Genomic DNA, 19674 nt, shown 5'->3' on the forward strand with positions numbered 1-19674 from the left:
TGCTCGACGAGGCAGGGCTGGTCACATCGATCCGAGACGGTCGCCGCAAGCTGCACTACCTGAACGCCGTACCCATCCACGAGATCCAGCAGCGCTGGATCTGGAAGTTCGAAGAGCCGACGCTGGCGGTCCTCGCCTCCGTCAAACGACACGCAGAGGAGAGTTTCATGACCACGGAGCAAGCGGGTTCAGTTCCCGACTACGTCTACACCACCTACATCCGGGCCACTCCGGACCAGGTCTGGGAGGCGCTCACCGACCCGGCGATCACGGCTCGGTACTGGGGTCACGCGCAGACGTCCGACTGGCAGGTGGGCAGCCGCGTCGATCACGTCCGCATCGACGGTTCCGGCACCGTCGATGTGACGGGTCGCGTGATCGAGACCGATCGGCCCACGAGGCTGGTGTTCGGTTTCGGTGATCCCGCCGTCGCGGATGATCCCGACGCAGAGATCAGCGTCGTCGCATTCGACATCGAGCAGGGGCGCGACATCGTCAAACTCACTGTCACGCACACCAACCTGCAGAGCGCGAACGACCTGCGCGACATCAGTCAGGGGTGGCCCGCCGTGCTCGCGAACCTCAAGACGCTCCTGGAGACCGGCGACGTGCTCCCTCAGGAGCCGTGGACATTGGAGTGAGTGTCACGCACGGTGCTCGTGGCCTCGCTCGGCGAGCCGTTCCTTGACCATGACGGTCACGAACCGGACGCCGAGGCCGAGAAGGATCAGGGAACTGGCCATCTGCAGACTGGTGACGATCCGAGCACCCTGGGTGATCGGCACGATGTCGCCGAACCCGGTGGTCGTGAATACGGTGAGGCAGTAGTAGATCGCGTCGACCCGGGTGAGGGGTTCGGCGAAGGCGCCGGGCGAATGCACGCTCATCAAGAAGTACGACGCCGAGAAGACGATGAGGTACAACGAGAAGCCTGCGGCGAGCATCTCGATCGCCGTCTCGACAGGTCGAGTCGAACGGATGAAGTGCCGCACCTCCCATGTGCACACGGCCACGACGGCGAGACATCCGATGACGAGCGCACCCGGCGACGGCTCGCTGGGGAGGGCGAAGTAGCCGGCCAGGAGGACGATCATCGCGCCCAACGGGCGAAGCAGTGCCGGCCATACACGCCGGTTGTCCGACGCGGGCTCGTCCGTACGGGTCATCCACTGAACTGTTCCACAGCTCGGGCCAACGGCGTGAACGAAAGAACGCCCGACCGGAAATTCCGGTCGGGCGTTCTGTTCGGGGTGGCTGACGGGACTCGAACCCGCGACAGCCAGGATCACAACCTGGTGCTCTACCAACTGAACTACAGCCACCATCGGCGCGGATTCCCAGTGTTCACACACTGTTGGCCGAGCCAGGGTCATACTCTAGCCGGTTTCCACCGATCATGGCCAATCGGTTTCTGACCAGCGTGTTTCCAGGCGTCAGGCGGGGCCGAGGTCCGAGACGATCTTCTCGAGTGCCTTCGAGTCGGGGCCGGGGGCGGGCACGAACGCCGCCGCACGGTAGTAGCGCAGCTCCAGAATCGACTCGCGGATGTCCGCGAGCGCACGGTGCGCCAGACCCTTCGGCGGCTGGCCGAAGTAGATCGCGGGGAACCAACGACGGGTCAGCTCCTTGATCGAGCTCACGTCGACCATCCGGTAATGGAGGAACGAGTCGAGGCGAGGCATGTCCCGCGTGATGAAACCGCGGTCGGTCGCGATCGAGTTGCCCGCGAGCGGAACGGTGCCGGTCGCGCTCACGTGTTGGCGGAGGTACGCCAGAACCATCTCCTCGGCCTCGGCGAGGGTGACGGTCGACGCGCGGACCTCCTCGGTGAGCCCCGACTTCGCGTGCATCTCGGTGACGACGTCGGGCATGTTCGCGAGCGCCTCGTCGTCGGCGTGGATCACCACGTCGACGCCTTCTCCGAGGATGTTCAGGTCACTGTCGGTGACGAGTGCGGCGATCTCGATGAGCTTGTCCGAGCCCAGATCGAGGCCGGTCATTTCACAGTCGATCCATACGAGTTTGTCTTGCACGGTGTCGACTGTAGTCGCCGAACGCTAATCGCCCTCGCCGAGCTTGCCGTAGAAGCCGCCGACGATCGGCGCGACGATCGCTCGCGGGGAGTACCCGCCTGCTACGGACATCGCCTTCGACAGGGTGCCTGGAACGACGCGCATCTTGTTGCGGGCGAGGGCGTCCAAGCTCATCTCGGCGACCTTCTCCGACGAGTGCCAGAGGAAGTCGGGGACCATCTTGTCGACGATCGACTGATCCTCGGGAGCGGGCGTCTGGGTACGGACGGGCCCGGGCGCAAGCAGCGTCACGTGCACACCCGTGCCCTTGAGTTCACCGCGCAATGATTCGCTGAACGTGTTGACGAAGGCTTTCGTCGCGGCGTACGTGGCGTTGTTCGGAATCGGCATGTTGCCGGCCGCCGAGCCGACCATGAGGATGCCGCCGGTGTTTCGTTCGATCATCTGCGGCAGGACAGCCAAGGTCAGGTCGTGCACGGCGACGGCGTTCAACCGGACCTGGGCGCGCTCGTATGCGGCGTCGAGTTCGGCGATCGGACCGAACGTCGCGATTCCCGCGTTGTTGCACAGAACCGAGACCTGGCGGTTCGAGAGTTCGTCGCAGAGCACGCCGACCGCGTCCAGATCCGACAGATCCACGGCGCGCACCTCGGCCTCCACCGCAAAACGAGAACGCAGTTCGGTGGCCAGCTCTTCGAGGATCTCGCCGCGTCGAGCCACCAGGATCACCGAGTGACCGCGGGCGGCGAGGGCCCTGGCGAGCGCCATGCCGATTCCGGATGATGCGCCGGTGACGACGGCGCGGGCGGAGGCAGAGGGAGGTACTGGCATGGACCGATCGTAACCGTCGCATCGTCGTGGTCGACGTCGTGACCGCCGACCCGAGGATGGTGTCGACCGTTCAACCGATTTGTGTGGAACCCGATGTATCGGTGACCGAGAGTCGCTGCTGCAGACCACACTGCAAGGGTGATCACCGACCACGCATTTCGAGCCGGCCAGGCGTGGCAGCGTGCGGCAATTCCCGACGTCGTGGTCACAGGCTGTGTTCTCACCGGTGCAGCGGGAGTCGGAAAGACGACGGTTCTCGAAAGTCTGCGCGACCGGATCGGTGGCCCTGTCGTCGCAGTCAGCGGTGTCCGACGCACGGCTGAGTTGGTCTTCGGGCATCTTCCGGGGCTTCGGACCGCACCGCCTGCGGATTCGTCGCAGTCGCTCCGCTGGGCGGTCGCCCGTGAGTTCGGCGACGGCCGGGCCCGAGCCCTGATCGTGGACGATGCGCATCTTCTCGACGACGACGCGGCGTCGATCGTCCATTCGCTCGCGGTGCATGACGGAATCCCCATGTACGTCGCCTACACGACATCGCGCGGCCGCCGTGCGCGGGCCGCCATGCGGTCACTGTGGAAGGACGGACACTTGCCGCGGTACGAGCTGTCTCCGATGAGCGAGGTCGAGGTCCGGGAGTATCTCGAGTTCGCCGTCAGGGCACCTGTGACGAGCCGCGACGTCGATTCATTCACGCGGTGGTCGCGGGGTGAACCTGGAGTGCTTGTCGAACTCGTCGCGGCGTCCGACGGACAATGGCGGACGGTGAACGGCGTCGCGATTCTGGCCACTCGTCCGACTCCGCCGCCTGCGCTGATCGAAGAACTCGAGGCGGCGGTAGCCGAGCTCTCCGAGCGTGAACGCGAAGTGGTGGAGGCTTTTGCCGCTGCCGGACCGGAGATCGGTGGTCGGCTCCTCGACCAGCTGCCGCTGAGTCCGATGATCGACTACTGCGGCATGGACACGCTTCTCGAGGCCGAACGTGGCGGCGTCATCGTCGTCGAAGGCGACCGGGTGCGGCTGTCCGTGCCCTTTCTCGCCGACGCGGTCGCGAACGGCACGCCCGCGCTGCGACGTTCATTGGTCGCTGAGGAACTGGCGCGGTCGGTCCGAGTGGCCCGCATGGCCGGTTCCCCAGCCGACCCGACGGCACTCGAACAGGCGGTGACTGGGCTCCTGACCGCGCAGTCGCATGCCGGCGTGGGCCCGGTCCGGACGGTTGAGCTGGCGCGCAGCGTTCTTCGCCTCGGGGACCCGACGATGGTGTGCGACGTTGCCGCGCCAAGAGGAGCGGCACCGGAGAATTCGGCGTTGGCGGCGCTCTACACGTGGGCATTGACCGATCTGAACGACGTCCCCCGGATCATGGAGATGCTGGAGACCTGGAAGTCGGACCAGTCGCCGGCGTGGCGTGGAATCGTGGACTTCTACGCCGCGTACGGGACCCGGCGTGCTCGCGGTGCGAAGGAGTTCATCACGAAGCACGACACGACGGACGGAGGTGTCGTGGGCAGTGCACTTCGCTGGATCGATCGCGACCGTCTGAGCGGAGTCTGGTTCGCCTTCCTCCTTGCCGAGACCGCGATGATGGTCGGGAGATACGACGACGCGCGACGACTGCTCGACGCAGCATCGCCAGAGGCTGACGACAACGGGTTGCTGGTCTTCGACCTCGCGATGATCGACGTCCACCTCGAGACTGTCGTGGCGGGCGCAGGCCGGGCGTGCGAGCGTGCAGAGAACGCGAGGCGCGAGAGTTGGTGGCGCAGCGACCACGCCTGCGCCGCAGCCGACTACGTGTGCGCGTCAGCCCACGTATCCGCGGGTCGATTCGCTCAAGCGAAGGACGAACTGCGCGACAGTGCGCCGTTCGTGGCTGGTCCGGCGCTTGACGGAGCGCCCGCCCGGCTGATGAAGTTGATCGATCGCATGTCGACGGGCCAACCGAGCCCAGAGGTCGAAGCCACTGTCGACGTGCTGGACGACACGGTCGACCCGTATGCCGTGGTGAGAGTCCGGGACGCAACGATAGTCCGCGCGTGGGCGGCGGCCACGGCCGACGAGATGTCGGATGCCGTCGATGCACTCCTCGACGCCGGAGCCACGATCGTCGAGCACACGCCGACGATCGCCGTCGACCTGTTGGAACTGGCCGCGCGGTTCGTGACGCCGGGCGATCCTCGGATCCAGCGACTCGAGACGATCATCTCTCTGGTCGCCGACAGCGTCGAACCGGCGGCGCAGGTCGATGCTCTCATCGACTACTGCACAGCGTTGTCCGACACCGACGGCGCCGGACTGTGCGAAGCGGCCAGTCGATATGAACGCCTCGGTCACCTCCCCGTAGCCGCAGACGCGTTCGCTCATGCCGTGGCAGCGCACCAGGTCAACGGCGATGCGCGGCGAGCTGCGGCAGCCCGATCGGCCGCCCAGAACCTCGTTCGAACAGTGGGCGGATTGACGTCGCCTGCCCAGCGTGCAATCGCGGCGCCGGTGTTGACTCGACGTGAACGGGAGATCGTGGGGTTGGCCGCCGAAGCGTTGAGCAACCAGCAGATTGCCGAACGCGTGTCCCTGTCGGTGCGGACAGTCGAGGGCCACGTGCTGCGCGCGTCGGCGAAACTCGGTGTGCAGGATCGGCACGCTCTCGTGGCAGCATGGCAGGAGCTGCAGACATGACGTGGGAGTACCGGCGGACGGAACAGTTCGATGTCGTCCGACGTGCGTGGTCTAGCGGTCACGGTGTGCTGCTGAGCGGCCCCGCCGGTATCGGGAAGACCGCTCTGGCGAGGCACTTCGCCACATCGATCGGCAGGCGGCCGCTGTGGATCATCGCGACGCCCGGGATGGTGCAGACTCCGCTTGCGGCTGTGGCGTCCGTAGTTGAGACCGAGCGACTCGGTGACACCGCGGCGACCGTCGAAACGCTCCGGGCACGTGTCAGGTCCGGTGAGATCGTCGTCGTCGAAGGGGCCGAGTATCTGGACCCGTCGTCAGAAGCGGTGATCGCGCGGCTGTTCACGTCGGTCGCCTGCGCGGGACTGCTGACCGCACGCGACGCTGCGGGCCCGGTGCTGGGACGTGCGCTTGGAGCAGCAGGTGTCGTCGAGGTGGCGATGACACCGCTCGAGCTCAACACCGTCGCGGAGATGGTGGAGCATCGAGTCGACGGGCGACTCTCGGTCGACGACGCGGTACGCCTTCATCGGACCACCGCGGGCAATCCGTTCCTGCTGATCGCCTGCGTGGACAGCGCATTCGACGGTGGCTCATTGACAGTCGAGGACGGCGTCATCGCCTTGGACGGAGCTTTCGGCGGGTCCCCGGACCTCCTCGATCTCGGCGCTGATCGCCTCGAACGAGCGAACGATGCGGAACGCGAGTTGATCGACCTGCTGAGCCTGTGTGAACCGCTGCCTCGAGCTGTGGTCGATCATCTCGGTCTCGCGGATGGAATCAGCGACGCCGAAGGAGGATTGGTTCTTCCGTTGGACGACGCAGTAGTGCCGGGGCATCTCATCTACACTGCGATCCGTCGAGCGACCATGGGACTGCTTGAGCGGCGGGTGCGTGCTTCCCGGCTGGCGGACGCGATGAACGCCGTCGACGGAGGCCCGATCGGCCGAGTCCACCGAGCGCGACTGTGCCTGGACTACACCATGCCGATCAGTGCGGGTGATCTCGCCGAGAGCGCGGCTCTTGCGTTCATGATGGGTGACTTCCCGATGGCCGAGCGCTGTGCGCGCGCAGCGGTGACCGCAGGCGGAGGCCTCGGTGCGCTCCTGCAGTTGGCGCGAGCCCAGTCCGGGATGGGGCGGTCGGCGCTGGCACACCAGACCCTCGACGGTGTCGATCCGGACTCGCTCGACGCAGACGAGCTCGGCGGCTACGCGATCAGTGCGGCGCTGACGTTCCTGGTGGGCGACGGTGACCACTCCGGTGCGGTGACCGTCCTCGACAAATTCGAGCCACGCCTCGAATCGGCGGCGGCACTGTCGTCGTTCGCTGCGGTACGGGCTCTCGCACACGTCAATGCTGGAGCTCAGGCCGCAGCACTCCGGTGGTCGCGGCGGGCGCAAGCGCTGGCGGCGGGCGCACCGCTGTGGACAAGTTTGGGGGAGTACGTCGAAGCGGAATCCCTGCGTCGATCCGGCGAAGTACGCCGACCCGTGCACCTCGCGAGCGACGCCCTCGTCCAAGCCGGACAGCTGGGCTCGGTGTTGGCCACCGGTGCGCGCAGGACGATTGTGCAAGCTCTGCTGGCGGACGGCGACGTCGGGACTGCAGCAGCCGTCGCCGACAAGCTCCTTGAGGCGACGCTTCTGCACCACGTCCCCCGTGCGATCGCCTGTGCGACGAGAGCCGCAGTCGACATAGCCCGCGGCCAGCACGAACCGGCGCTCAGACTATGCGCCGAATCGTTGCAGTCGCTCGGCGAGTACGACCGGACCGGTCTGGGCCGGGGCGTCGCCATGCTCGTTGCGCTCGTGTGCGCGGAGACTGGCGACGTTGACGGAGCGCGGCGCGCCGTTGAGCAGAGCACGCGTGGCACAGTCGCAGCCGACGGCTGGGGCGGCATCAACCCTCGACTCGCCGCCGCGTTCACCGCCGTCGCCGAGGGCGAGCTGATCGCTCCTTCGGCAGTGCTTCGGGACATCGCTCAGACATGCATCCGTGCTGAGCAGTGGACCGACGCTGTAGCGGTGCTGCATTGCGCGGTGCGGTGGGGCGACGTCGAAGCAGCTCGGATGCTGACTGAAGCAGCCGCAACATGTGAAGGTCGCACTGTCGAGGTTCAGCGGCGGCACGCATCGGCGTTGGCGGCGTCCGACGCAGAGGGGCTTGTCCTCGTCTCCGGCCAGTTCGCCGATCTTGGGTTCATCCCCTCCGCGGTCGATGCGCTCGGACAGGCGGTCGTTGCTCATCGGTCAGCCGGACGAGCAGGCCTGGCCGACACACTCCTGACGTGCCTCTCTGCGCTGCAGGGCAGGTGCGGTCCACTGGACACGCCGGCTCTCCGCGCGGCGCTCGGTCCCGCCGGGCTGACACGACGAGAGTCCGAAGTGACGTGGTTGCTCGCTTCCGGCGAGTCGGTCCAGCAGATCGCCGACCGCCTGTCTGTGCGTGCGCCGACGGTACGGGCGCTGGCAGCACGTGCTCGCGCCAAGTCGACGGTCACCGGGCACTGAGACGACCCGGTTTCCGTTCAGTGCACGTAGTCGAGTAGTGATCGCGTCGTAAACGAGTAGTCGGTGATCTGTCGCGCCGCTGCAGCTCAGCGCATGGTCGATGGGACCGAGACGCGGTCATCTGAAGGGAGTTCGACGATGAGATCTACACATGCAGCGACACGACTCGCGGTGGTCGGCGCGGTCGCGGCAACGGTCGGAGCAGCGTCGCTCATCGGGGCGGGTGACGCGTCCGCGTGGGCGACGAAGTCCGGGCATCCTGCAACAATCGACACGTCGGGCGGGACACTCACGGTGACGGTCACGAATCCGTTCACCGTGCCGATCGACTGCGCTGCCGCGGTCTTTCCGCGGTCGCAGAAGGACAAGGCTGCACAGCTCGCTTCGCATACCAACACCATGATGGCGAAGTACAATTCGGGCGATTACGCCGGTGCCGCGGCGGAGAATGCGGCTGCGGATGCGGTGTATCAGGAACTGATCCCGACTGCGATCGGTGGCGGTCAGATCGACGTTCCTGCGTCGTCGACGAGGAGCGAAGAGGTCCAGCAGCTACCGGTGTCGCCTGACCAGTACACAGTGCTCTCGATCTGTCGGGCCGACTTGAACGGTGAGGCCGAAGACGAGATTCCCGCTCAGCTCGACGCCGATGCTCAGGTGTTCAATCCCGGTTCGGTGTCGACTGGACCCGACTGGGGAAGCGTCGGCGATCTGCTGCCGGACTTCCTCCCGAACTGACCGCATTGCAGCGTGCTCATGCCGGAGTTCACCGGAGTGTCTCTGCCGCGTAGCGGTCGTGGAACACGAGTGGTCGCGCAACCAGTCCACCTTCAGGAACGGTCATCGGTGACCGAGAAGCCGTCACGAATGAGAGAGTCAGATGCGTTCACATGTATCCGTCGGATCGGCGATGACCTGGCAGTTGCGCACGATCGGCGCTGCAGCGGGAGTCGGCGCGGCGATCTGCCTGAGCCAGGGCCAGGCGTGGGCCGAGGATGAACCGCCGCAGTCACCCAGCGTGACAGCCGAGGTGACTGAGCCCGATTCTGCAGCCGAATCGTCTGACTCCGGTACGCCTGCAGAATCGGAATCGGGGTCTTCAGACGACACCGCCCCGACAACGCCGGCTCCGATCGAGACCGCACCCGAGATCGAGGCGGAACGTTCGAGTCCGACCGGCTCCGCCGATGCGGCGTCTGATGTCCCCGAGGCCACCGCCGCCTCGACGAATATCGTCCACGACGTTGATGGTCACCTGCGGCACGGCGATCAGGGCGTGACCGATAGAACGGCTGGTGGACGTCCCGCCGCGGTGTCGCCGTCGGTCGGTCAGCCTGGTGTGGTGTCCGACCGACGGACGTCGGCGGTTGTGCCGTTCGAGGCCGTTCGAGTGCCCTCTGCGGGTCCGTCGGTGGCGTTCCCGCGGCCCACGTTCGGGTCGACGGCGCCGGCACCGATGCCAGGTTGGCTCGGCGTGTTTGGTCTGACCCCGACGTCCGGCTCAGGCGAGAAGCCGCCGCGAACGGTCGACGCGTTGTCGTGGGTCCTGCTGTGGTTCACCCGGCGGCAGCCGCAGGAGGCGAGATCCGCGATCGACCCGATCGCGACGCCCGTCGCTACGGCGTTCGCAACCATGTCGGCGGAGCCGACGCTGACCGACGCAGCCACCGGTGCGCTCGCCTTCGAGCCGGTTCTTCCGTCGAGTCTGGAAGACAACCCGCTGTGGGACTACAGCGAGTCTCCGTCGTGGTTGCGGGTGGTTCGAACCGCGCCTGCACCGTCGACGATGGTCGACCCGATCACCGGCGAAGAGGTCGCAGTGGAGTACTGGCTCATCGCGACGGAGGGGCAGGTCTGCGTTGAGGCTTCGTGTGACGGACTCACTCCTCACCATCCGATTGCGGCAAAGCCCTTGGCTGTTGGGGACAACGTCTACGAGGAGATCCGGCTCGGAGGCGTCTATACCCACGGCGAGAAGGTCAACAATTACTATCTCGCGGTGTATCGAGTGGGTGAGACGCCGGTCTCGATCTCTACGCTGCCGAGGATGATGCCGTCAGCGCCGGGGACCACACCCACGGACCCGGTCGACCCGACTGATCCCACAGATCCCACAGATCCGACTGATCCCACTGACCCGACCGATCCGCCTGTCACCTGGCCCGGGTTTCCGTGGGAGGAGGGATTCAACGAGGAGTCGTGGGAGGCGTTCACCACGATCACCGGGAACATTCCAGTCGTCGGCAACGTCACGAGTGCAATCGGCATGTTCGTAGACGGATACCAATACGGGACGTGTCTCATCAACGGCGACGCGGAATGTCTCGCGGACGAACTGGGCGACATCGTCGGTGGCTTCGTCGGCACATTCGTTCCGGCGCCGTTCGGGGACACGGTCGGCAACTACATCGGGAACGCAGTGACCGACGGAATTCACGACCTGTTCGACTTCTGATCGGTCAGACCAGCGCACTCTCCGCCGATTGTGACCGCATTTCGGTCACAATCGGCGGAAAGTGTCAGATCACGGCATGCCCGCGGCGACTTCCGTTCCCTGACGGATTGCTCGCTTGGCGTCGAGCTCGGACGCGAGATCGGCTCCACCGATGACGTGGGTGATCACGCCGGCCTCGGTCAACGGATCGACGAGGTCGCGGACCGACTCCTGGCCCGCGCAGACGACGACGTTGTCGACCTCGAGGACCCGCTGGCCTGTCACGTTGCCCTCCTTGTCGCGCACGGTGATGTGCAGGCCGGCGTCGTCGATCTTGTCGTAGCTGGCGCCGGAGATCTGCTCGACGCCCTTCATCTTGACGGTTGCACGGTGCACCCAACCGGACGTCTTGCCGAGGGTCTTGCCCTGGCCGCCGGGCTTGCGCTGCACCAGGTACACCTGGCGCGTTGCGGGCAGCGGGCGAGGCTTGGTCACGAAGCCGGGAGTGTCGAGGTCTTCGGTGACGCCCCACTCCTGCTCCCACTCCTTCAAATTGAGAGTGGGGGACTCGTCGACGGTCAGGAACTCGGTGACGTCGAAACCGATGCCGCCCGCGCCGATCACGGCGACGCGCTTGCCGATCTCGCGGTGACCGAGTACGGCGTCGGCGTACGACACGACCATCGGGTGATCGATGCCGTCGATGTCCGGGATGCGCGGGACCACCCCGGTCGCGACGACAACCTGGTCGAACCCGCCGTCGATGATGTCCTGTGCGGTCACCCGGGTGCCGAGGTGGACGTTCACGTTGTTGATCTCGAGCTGGCGGGTGAAGTATCGGATCGTCTCGTTGAACTCCTCCTTGCCCGGAATGCGGGCCGCGATGGAGAACTGTCCGCCGATGGTGTCGCCGCCCTCGTAGAGGTCGACGCGGTGTCCGCGCTGAGCTGCCGAGACGGCCGCCGACAGACCGGCGGGGCCTGCGCCGACGACGGCGACCCGCTTGGCGGTCCTGGTGGCGCCGAGCGTCAGGACCGTCTCGCGGCCGGCCCGCGGATTCAGCAGGCACGAGACCTTCTTGCCGACGAACGCGTGGTCCAAGCAGGCCTGGTTGCAGCCGATGCACGTGTTGATCTCGTCGGAGCGACCATCCGCCGCTTTGTTGGCGAAATCCGGATCGGCGAGCAACGGGCGCGCCATCGAGATCGCGTCGACCTTGCCGCCTTCGAGGATCTCCTCGGCGAACTCGGGCGTGTTGATGCGGTTGGACGCGATCAGCGGGATCGACACCACGTCGCGCAGGCGCTCGGTGAACTTCACGAACGCGCCGCGAGGAACTGACGTGACGATCGTCGGGACCTGGGCCTCGTGCCAGCCGATGTCGGTGTTGATGGCGTCCACACCGAGTTCCTCGGCCTTGCGTGCGAGTTGCGCGATCTCGTCGAACGTCTGGCCGTTCTTCACGAAGTCGGCGACGCTCTGGCGCAGGATGATCGGGAAGTCGCGCGGGACCTGCTTGCGGATCTCCTTGATGATCTCCAGCAGGAAGCGCTGACGGTTCTCGGTGGAGCCGCCCCACTTGTCGGTGCGGTCGTTGGTGTGCGGGCACAGGAACTGGTTGATCAGGTAGCCCTCGCCGCCCATGATCTCGATCGCGTCGTAACCCGCGCGGCGGGCGAGCTTGGCGCCCTGGCCGAATGACCGGATCACGTGCCAGATGACCTGCTCGGTCATCTGGAAATGCTTGAACGGGTGGATTGGCGACGGTTCGCTGCCGGCGGCGACCTTGAACGGCGTGTAGCCGTACCGTCCCGCGTGAATCAACTGGAGCGCGATCTTGCCGTTCTCGGCATGCACGGCCTTGGTGAACTCGCGGTGGCGCAGAACGTCGGCCTGGTTGGTCATCTTGCCCGCGAACGGAAGCAGGAGGCCGGTTCGCGACGGCGAGAACCCGCCGGTGATGATCAGGCCGACGCCGCCGCGGGCGCGCTCGGCGTAGTACGCCGCGAGCTTGGGAGTGTCCCACAAGCGGTCCTCGAGACCGGTGTGCATGGAACCCATGACGATGCGGTTCCTCAGCGTGGTGCCGCCGATCTGCAGGGGCTCGAACAGGAGCGGATAGTGGGTGTTGGGCTCGGCCGTCTGGGCTGACATGGCGCGACCTTTCTCTTTCGGGCTGGGCTGACTATCGGGCTGTGGCTGTGGTGGTGGTTCGGCGGAGCTCTCGCTGCAGACCCTCGAGCGCTTCATCGCACCAGTCGAGGGTGCTCTGGCACATGCGGATCCCGCCGCGGAGCACGAGGTACTGATTGAGGCGGCGCCCGTGAAGTGCATCGGGATCGGGGTAGTAGTCGCGTTCGAAGCCGGAATAGACCTCGAGCATCGCTGCTGCCTCGTCACGATGAGCGGCGAGCTGGGCGATCGATTCGGTGAGATCACCCATGTCGGCGGCGCGAAGCTTCACTCCGAGGTCGCTGCGGAGCGGGGCGAACGGGGTGGGGGTGACGACCCATTCGGCGAGCATGTCGCGTCCGGCGTCAGAGATCGTGTAGACCTTCTTGTCCGGACGGCCGTCCTGTTCGATCTCCTCGAAACTCACCAGGCCGTCGGCGTGCAGCTTCTTCAGGGTGCGATAGATCTGCTGGTGTGTGGCCGACCAGAAGTACCCGATCGACCGCACGAACTGCTGCCCGATCTCGTAGCCGGTCCCCGGTCGCTCGGTCAGTGAGACGAGGATGGCGTGCTCCAATGCCATGCGATGACGCTAGCAGTGCAACAGTGCGGTATGCAACAGAATGTTATGCAACAAGGTTCATAGTCGCGAGCGGGCGGCCTCAATCCCTGCTAAGAAAGGTGCCGTGAGCACTTTTCGTCGCATCGACCTGCCCGGATCCGCGCCCGAAGACGTCGTCGTGTTGCCCGACGGACGCATCGGCACCGGCCTCTCGGATGGAAGACTGCTGGCCGTTGACGCCGAGTCCGGCACGGTGGAGGTGATCGCCGACACCGCGGGCCGACTCCTCGGGCTCGACGTGCAGGCCGACGGGTCCGTTGTGCTCTGCGATCACGATCGTGGTCTGTTGCTCCTCGGCGCGGGGAGACAACGGGCGTCGGTGCTCGTCGACACCGTCGACGGTCGCCCGCTGCACTTCGCGAGCAACGCCGCCACCGCGTCGGACGGGTCGGTGTACTTCTCATCGTCCAGTCAGCGCTTCACGATCGATCGGTGGCGGGCCGACCTCATCGAGCATTCCGGCACCGGACGGCTGATGCGCCGCAATCCGGATGGAACGGTCGACGTGCTGCGCGGTGGCCTTCAGTTCGCCAACGGTGTCGTGCTGTCGCCGGACGAGACGTTTGTGCTGGTGGCCGAGACCGGCGCGGCCCGGATCTCCAGGCTGTGGCTCAACGGCGCACGCGCCGGGGAATGGGACGTGTTCGCAGACGATCTGCCCGGCTATCCGGACAACATGTCGGTCGGCAGTGACGGACACGTCTGGGTGGCCCTGGCGTCACCCCGCAACAGCGTCCTCGAAGCGCTCTTCAAACTGCCTCTGCGGGCCCGCAAGGTCCTCGCACGTGCCCCGGAACGCGTGGGACCGGCGCCGGAGGAGACCCTGTGGGCCCTCGGAATCGCCTTCGACGGCACGGTGGCGCGCGAGGTCCGGCTCGACGACGTCGACTTCTCGTTCGCAACGAGTGTCGTCGAGCGGGACGGTGTCCTGTTCTTCGGGACCATCGCCCACGACGCGCTCGCCGTTGTCACGCTCGACTGACCAGCACGTCTCCGGTTCGAGGACATTACCGTCTCGGAGCGTCGCCACTCGGTCCGCGAGACGCAGGATTCGGGGGTCGTGTGTGATGAGCAGTGTGGTGCGGCCTTCGATCAACGTCGTCAACGCGCCCATCAGGCCGGCCACCGCCTCGTCGTCCAGCGCAGACGTCGGTTCGTCCAGGACGAGGATGCGGGTGTCTCGCAGCAGTGCTCGTGCGATGCACAGGCGTTGACGCTGGCCGCCCGACAGGTCGAGTCCGCCGTCGGACAGCACGGCGTCGTAGCCGCCGGGCAGGGAACGAATGAAGTCGTCGGCGCCCACCGCGACGGCGGCGTCGATCACATCGTTCCGCGCCGCACCGGGTCGCCCGTAGGCGATGTTGTCGGCGACGGTGCCGGGTTTGATCAGCGGGACCTGCGGCAGCACAGTGACGTGATCGCGGACGGATGCCGCAGTCGTCGAAGCGATGTCGACGCCGTCGATATGCACTGAACCTCGGCTGGGAGTCTCGAGCCTGCCGAGGATTCCCGCCATCGTCGACTTGCCCGCGCCACTGGGGCCGACCAGCGCGGTCACCCTCCCGGCAGGCAGCGTGAGGTCGGCGTGACGCAGAACCGTCCTGTCGCCCCGCTGCATCGTGACCTGGCGGAAATGAACGTGACCCGCGTGGATGGCGAGCGGACGCGCCTCGGGTCGATCCGGTGCGTGCGGTTCCTCGTCGAGCAGTTCGGCGATCCGGGCCGCACTGACCCCCGTCGACGCCAACGACAATCGGACCTCAGCCAACTCCTGGAACTTGGGGTACAGCATCGCGACATAGCCGGTCAGCGCCATCAACTGGCCGACGCTCATCGAGCCCTGACGGACCTGCCACACACCGGTGATCGCGACGCTCAACGACACGAGGACCTGCGCGAATCCGAGCATCGCGCCGAAGCCGGCCTCCACCCGCGTCAGAGCCACCCGGGCCGTCATCCAGTCCCGTCCACGACGGTGCAGCGCGGTCTGTTCGGTGCCCTCCTGGTTGTACGCAACCGTCACCTCGTGACCGGTCAGCGCCGAATGGAGTGTGTCAGTGAGTGCAGAGTCGGCGTCGCGTTCGCGCCACGTCTCGGTCGTCTGACGGCGCCCGTACCATGCCGACAGCAAGGCGATCGGCGGCACTGCGCACACCGCGACGACGGTGACGACGGTGTTCATCCAGAAGGCGGCGACCAGCAGGGCGACCATGTTGACGACCGCGATCACGCCCGTGAGCAGGCCCGACGCGATGAGGTGCTCCACGGCTTCGAGATCGCTGGAGTGGCGGACCACCAGATCGCCGATGCCACGTCTCCGGTGGGCAGCCGGTGAGAGCCGCTGGACGTGAGCGAAGACGGTGTCTCTGAGCGTCAGGACGATCTTCTCCGACTCCTTCGCTGCGATCACCTGGCCGAGATAGTCGCCGAGCGAGGCGATCCACATGCACGCGAGGGGGATCAGCGCTGCTGTCGTATCGGAGTCGAGTGCGCTGTCGACGACGTCGGAGAGCACGAACACGCCGACGGCGTCGCAACTCGCCGCGATGATGAACAGCAGGGCGGCCGTCGTGAGCAGTCGGCGGTGACCGCGGAGCAGAGGGACGAAGCGGGCGAGTGCGCGGCGGGCTGTCATTCGGGTGGTCTCTCTCGATCGAAGTGGGTGCGGACGCGCCGCGTGCGCCGGACCCGAGGGGGAGTCCGGCGCACGCGCAGGGGTTGAGGTGGTGCTTGTCAGCGCCAGATCCAGGTCCAGCGGTGATTGCGGCGATCCCACTGACGCGTCCGGCGACGACGCGTCGGCTGCTGCTGGGTCTGGCGGTGCGGCTGCTGGTTGCCGGGGCGGGGTGCGGTGGTGTTCGACATGTGATGGTCTCCTTGTTCGCAGATTGTTTCTTGCTTCTCTTCGGGCGCCTCGGGTGTGCGCCACGTGATTCAAGGTAGGAATCGTTCCTGGCAGGATTCGGGTGCGCGGCCTGCCAACTTCCTGGCCGCGATCTCACACACGCGATGTTCGACCTGCGAGGTGTTCATTACGTACCGGTGATCGACCCCGCAGTCGGATGCAACATCGTCTCCCTAGTTTCGAAGTCGACAGTCGACGACCAAGCCGTCGACTCCAGCACGAGGAGGCACACGTGAGACGCAGTCACACGATTGAGAACTGGGACGCGGAGGACGTCGCCGCGTGGGAGTCCGGCGGGAAGGACATCGCGCGCCGGAACCTCATCTGGTCGGTGGTCGCCGAGCACGTCGGCTTCTCGGTGTGGTCGCTGTGGTCGGTGATGGTGCTGTTCATGCCGTCCGACGTCTACGGGATCTCCGCGGGTGACAAGTTCCTGATCGGCGCCGTCGCCACGCTCACCGGTGCGGTGCTGCGGTTCCCGTACACGATGGCCACCACCCGATTCGGCGGGCGGAACTGGACGATCTTCTCCGCAGTGGTGCTGCTGGTTCCGGTCTCGGCGACGATCGTCCTGCTCGCCAATCCCGGTCAGCCACTCTGGATGTACCTGGTGTGCGCGGCCTTGACAGGCCTCGGCGGCGGCAACTTCGCGTCGTCGATGACCAACATCAACGCGTTCTATCCCCAACGGCTCAAAGGCTGGGCGCTCGGTCTCAATGCGGGCGGCGGCAATCTGGGTGTGCCCGCCGTGCAGCTGCTGGGACTGCTGGTCCTGGCGCTGGTCGGCGACACCGAGCCCTATTGGGTGTGCGCCTTCTACCTGGTCGCGCTGGTCGTCGCGGGCATCGGCGCGGCGCTCTTCATGGACAATCTGGACGGTCCCGGCGTGGACATGTCGGCGATGCGAGCCGCGGTCGCCGATAAGAACACCTGGGTGATCGCCCTGCTGTACATCGGGACGTTCGGCTCGTTCATCGGCTTCTCATTCGCGTTCGCCCAGTTGTTGGTCATCAACTTCAAAGCCGACGGCCAGTCCGCGGGTGATGCCGCACTGCACGCTGCGTCGATCGCGTTCATCGGGCCGTTGCTCGGTTCGATCAGCCGCGTGTACGGCGGAAAGCTCGCCGACCGCATCGGCGGAAGCGTGGTGACCCTCGGTGTGTTCGTCGGCATGATCGGCGCTGCCGCGCTGCTGATCGTGGGGAACGGTTCACTCACCGTCTCCGTGATCGCCTTCATCGTCCTGTTCGTGTTGTCGGGCATGGGCAACGGCTCGGTGTACAAGATCATCCCGTCGGTGTTCGACGCGGCCTCGCGGTCGCTGCCCCTCGACGAGGCAGGGCGCTCGGACTACTCGCGGTCCATGTCGGGTGCGGTCATCGGAATCGCGGGCGCCGTCGGCGGCCTCGGCGGAGTCGGCATCAACCTGGTCCTCCGCCAGTCGTATCAGTCCGGCGACGCCGGATCCGGAGTGTGGGCGTTCACCGTCTTCGCAGTGTTCTACCTGATCGCCGCATTGGTCACCTGGCGCGCCTATGTCGCCACTCCTGCCGCGACGAGCGGCGGCGACGAGCAGGCACTCGCGTCGGAACCGGCCACATCTGGAACGATTGCTTCATGAGTCTCGGTACCGATCGGGGAACCCCGCCCACGTTGGCGGGGTTCTCCGTTGCCATCACTGCGGCTCGGCGCGCGGAAGAGTTCGAGGCGCTGCTGACTCGCCGCGGCGCGCGCGTCGTGTCGGCCGCCGCCATTTCGATGGTCCCGCTGGCCGACGACCGCGGTCTCTCTGAAGCGACAGCCGACCTCATCGAGAACCCGCCGGACGTCTTGATAGCGACGACCGGCATCGGTTTCCGCGGCTGGATCGAGGCCGCCGACGAGTGGGGTGTGGCCGACGACCTGCTGTCCGCGCTCGCCGGCGCTCGTGTGATCTCCCGGGGCCCGAAGGCCACCGGGGCCCTGCGCGCAGCGGGGCTGCGGGAGGAGTGGTCGCCGGAGTCGGAGTCGTCCGCCGAGGTCCTCGCGCACTTGACCAGTGACGACCTCGGCGGAAAGCGGGTCGCCGTCCAACTCCACGGGGCGATCGACGCGTGGGATCCCAATCCCGGATTCCTGTCCGGGCTCGTCGGTCGCGGTGCCAGCGTCGTCGGAGTGCCCGTCTACAGATGGGAGGGACCGAGTGACGTCGCCGCGTTCGACGCCCTCGTCGACGACGTCGCCCGAGCACGCGTCGACGCGGTGGCCTTCACGTCGGCGCCCGCAGCGGCGTCCATGCTGCTGCGGGCGGACGAGCTCGGCGTTCGAGACGCGTTGGTCGCGGCGCTGTCCGGCCCGGTCACCGCGTACAGCGTCGGCCCGGTGACGTCGGCGCCACTGGAGGCGGCAGGCATACCGTCGGTGGCGCCCGACCGGATGCGGCTCGGCGCGCTCGCTCGTCTGATCGCCGAAGATCTGCCCGCAGGCAGCCCCGACATCGCGGTGGCGGGCCATCGACTCGGTGTGCACGCCGCCGCCGCAGTGGTGAACGGTGAGGTCCGTGAGGTGTCCGCGAGCGGTCTGACCGTGTTGAAAGCTCTCGCCGAGCAGCCAGGAGACGTCGTGTCCCGACAAGACCTCCTGGCCTTGCTTCCCGCGGCGGGCGACGACCTGCACGCCGTCGAGGTCGCCATCGGGCGGCTCCGGGACGCGCTCGGCGTCAGGGAGATCGTCGGGACCGTGGTCAAACGCGGCTACCGCCTCGCGGTGGACTGAGCACAGACAAGACTGGTGACCAACGGCTGCTCGTCAGCCGTTGGTCACCAGTTCTGTGTGCCGACGTGATCAGACAGTGACGGGTCGCGCTGCGAGAGCGCACGCGCGGTCCACGATGAGGGGATGGAGCCCGAGCGGCCGCGCGACGACGTCGGCTCCCGACTCGACGAGCCTGCTCTGGAACAGTCCTGGCGCGAGCAGGTGAGATGCGACGGCGACGCGGCCCCGAGTCCTCGACACCGCCTCGGCGACGCTCGGGATGTGCGCGACGCGCGGCGACGGCGCGGCGAACGCGACGGTCACCGGAGCGTCGACCAGCGACGACAGGCGGTCGGCGACCTCCTCGACGTCGGCGACCGCCATCGGGTCCGACGATCCCGCGGCCGCGAGGACCACGGTGTCGCCGCGGCGACGGCCCGCCTCGTCGAGCCGGTCGACGAGGGCGGCGAGCACCTCGTCCGACGGTCCGAGGGAGTCGGTGACTCTCGTCGGCGGGAGCCCGGGCCGTGACAGATGCTCGGGGATGTCGCGGCGCACGTGGTACCCGCGGCCGAGGAACGCGGGAACCACGGTCGTTTCACGGTTCAGGCGCGCGAGGGCCTCGCTCGGGCTGGGGCCGAGGACGTCGACGAACGCCACCGACACGTCGACGTCCAAGCGTTCGCACATCGCGCAGGCGAGGTCTCCGATGAGGGCGACCCCGTGCGGGTTGCGAGTTCCGTGCGCCACCAGGAGGA

Annotated in this window: 15 protein-coding genes, 1 tRNA gene and 1 pseudogene; 8 read left to right on the plus strand and 9 right to left on the minus strand. The window is 66.8% G+C overall.

What is annotated here, in order from left to right; translation table 11 throughout:
* On the plus strand, positions 1-641 hold a 641-nt coding region (locus tag GM1_RS09330; protein ID WP_008378303.1), incomplete at its 5' end, for an SRPBCC family protein.
* 3 nt (positions 642-644) lie between these two features.
* Here the strand turns inward: GM1_RS09330 and GM1_RS09335 are convergent.
* From GM1_RS09335 to cmrA, 4 genes are all read right to left on the minus strand, one after another.
* Entirely contained in the window at positions 645-1166 is a 522-nt protein-coding gene (locus GM1_RS09335) for a potassium channel family protein (RefSeq protein ID WP_008378304.1), read from the minus strand.
* Between the two features lie 83 nt (positions 1167-1249).
* Positions 1250-1322, minus strand: a tRNA-His gene (locus GM1_RS09340).
* Between the two features lie 111 nt (positions 1323-1433).
* A complete protein-coding gene (gene orn / locus GM1_RS09345) occupies positions 1434-2033 on the minus strand; it encodes an oligoribonuclease (RefSeq protein ID WP_040519788.1) in 600 nt (199 codons plus the stop codon).
* A gap of 24 nt (positions 2034-2057) precedes the next feature.
* Positions 2058-2864 carry a mycolate reductase gene (gene cmrA, locus GM1_RS09350; RefSeq protein WP_008378306.1) on the minus strand — a complete coding sequence of 269 codons (807 nt, stop codon included), beginning with the start codon at positions 2862-2864 and terminating at the stop codon, positions 2058-2060.
* 138 nt (positions 2865-3002) lie between these two features.
* Between cmrA and GM1_RS09355 the strand changes: the two genes are divergently transcribed.
* The 4 genes from GM1_RS09355 (at position 3003) to GM1_RS09370 (ending at position 10505) form a co-directional block, all read left to right on the plus strand.
* Positions 3003-5540: a helix-turn-helix domain-containing protein gene (locus tag GM1_RS09355; RefSeq protein ID WP_008378307.1), complete on the plus strand. Its 2538-nt coding sequence runs from the start codon at positions 3003-3005 to the stop codon at positions 5538-5540.
* Entirely contained in the window at positions 5519-8050 is a 2532-nt protein-coding gene (locus GM1_RS09360; RefSeq protein WP_040519789.1) for an AAA family ATPase, read from the plus strand. The genes GM1_RS09355 and GM1_RS09360 overlap by 22 nt, the downstream gene beginning before the upstream one ends.
* 138 nt (positions 8051-8188) lie before the next feature.
* Positions 8189-8788: a hypothetical protein gene (locus tag GM1_RS09365; protein ID WP_157435921.1), complete on the plus strand. Its 600-nt coding sequence runs from the start codon at positions 8189-8191 to the stop codon at positions 8786-8788.
* 142 nt (positions 8789-8930) lie between these two features.
* Positions 8931-10505: a hypothetical protein gene (locus GM1_RS09370; RefSeq protein WP_040519790.1), complete on the plus strand. Its 1575-nt coding sequence runs from the start codon at positions 8931-8933 to the stop codon at positions 10503-10505.
* A 69-nt stretch (positions 10506-10574) separates the two neighbouring features.
* Here the strand turns inward: GM1_RS09370 and GM1_RS09375 are convergent, their stop codons facing one another.
* Both GM1_RS09375 and GM1_RS09380 read right to left on the minus strand, forming a co-directional pair.
* Positions 10575-12638, minus strand: a complete 2064-nt coding sequence (locus tag GM1_RS09375; protein WP_008378311.1) for an NADPH-dependent 2,4-dienoyl-CoA reductase — start codon at positions 12636-12638, stop codon at positions 10575-10577.
* 31 nt (positions 12639-12669) lie between these two features.
* Positions 12670-13239, minus strand: a complete 570-nt coding sequence (locus GM1_RS09380) for a PadR family transcriptional regulator (RefSeq protein WP_008378312.1) — start codon at positions 13237-13239, stop codon at positions 12670-12672.
* Positions 13240-13279: 40 nt separating this feature from the next.
* On the opposite strand from GM1_RS09380, the pseudogene GM1_RS21900 reads away from it, so the two are divergent.
* Positions 13280-13987, plus strand: a pseudogene (locus GM1_RS21900) (SMP-30/gluconolactonase/LRE family protein); the annotation flags it as partial.
* Between the two features lie 9 nt (positions 13988-13996).
* Here GM1_RS21900 and GM1_RS09385 read toward each other — a convergent pair.
* Both GM1_RS09385 and GM1_RS23125 read right to left on the minus strand, forming a co-directional pair.
* A complete protein-coding gene (locus GM1_RS09385) occupies positions 13997-15913 on the minus strand; it encodes an ABC transporter ATP-binding protein (RefSeq protein ID WP_008378314.1) in 1917 nt (638 codons plus the stop codon).
* Positions 15914-16011: 98 nt separating this feature from the next.
* On the minus strand, positions 16012-16143 hold the full coding sequence (locus GM1_RS23125; RefSeq protein WP_263053695.1) for a hypothetical protein: 132 nt from the start codon (positions 16141-16143) through the stop codon (positions 16012-16014).
* Positions 16144-16415: 272 nt separating this feature from the next.
* Between GM1_RS23125 and GM1_RS09390 the strand changes: the two genes are divergently transcribed.
* Together GM1_RS09390 and GM1_RS09395 are read left to right on the plus strand one after the other, a co-directional pair.
* Positions 16416-17804: an MFS transporter gene (locus tag GM1_RS09390; protein ID WP_008378315.1), complete on the plus strand. Its 1389-nt coding sequence runs from the start codon at positions 16416-16418 to the stop codon at positions 17802-17804.
* Positions 17801-18937: a uroporphyrinogen-III synthase gene (locus GM1_RS09395; protein WP_008378316.1), complete on the plus strand. Its 1137-nt coding sequence runs from the start codon at positions 17801-17803 to the stop codon at positions 18935-18937. Before GM1_RS09390 ends, GM1_RS09395 begins: the two co-directional genes overlap by 4 nt.
* 69 nt (positions 18938-19006) lie before the next feature.
* Here the strand turns inward: GM1_RS09395 and GM1_RS09400 are convergent, their stop codons facing one another.
* Complete coding sequence (locus GM1_RS09400) at positions 19007-19666, minus strand: sirohydrochlorin chelatase (RefSeq protein WP_306302650.1); 660 nt, start codon at positions 19664-19666, stop codon at positions 19007-19009.
* Between the last annotated feature and the right edge of the window lie 8 nt (positions 19667-19674).

Origin of the sequence: Gordonia malaquae NBRC 108250 (genome assembly GCF_000344135.1) — a bacterium.
In the GTDB taxonomy this organism is placed as follows: Bacteria; Actinomycetota; Actinomycetes; order Mycobacteriales; family Mycobacteriaceae; genus Gordonia; species Gordonia malaquae.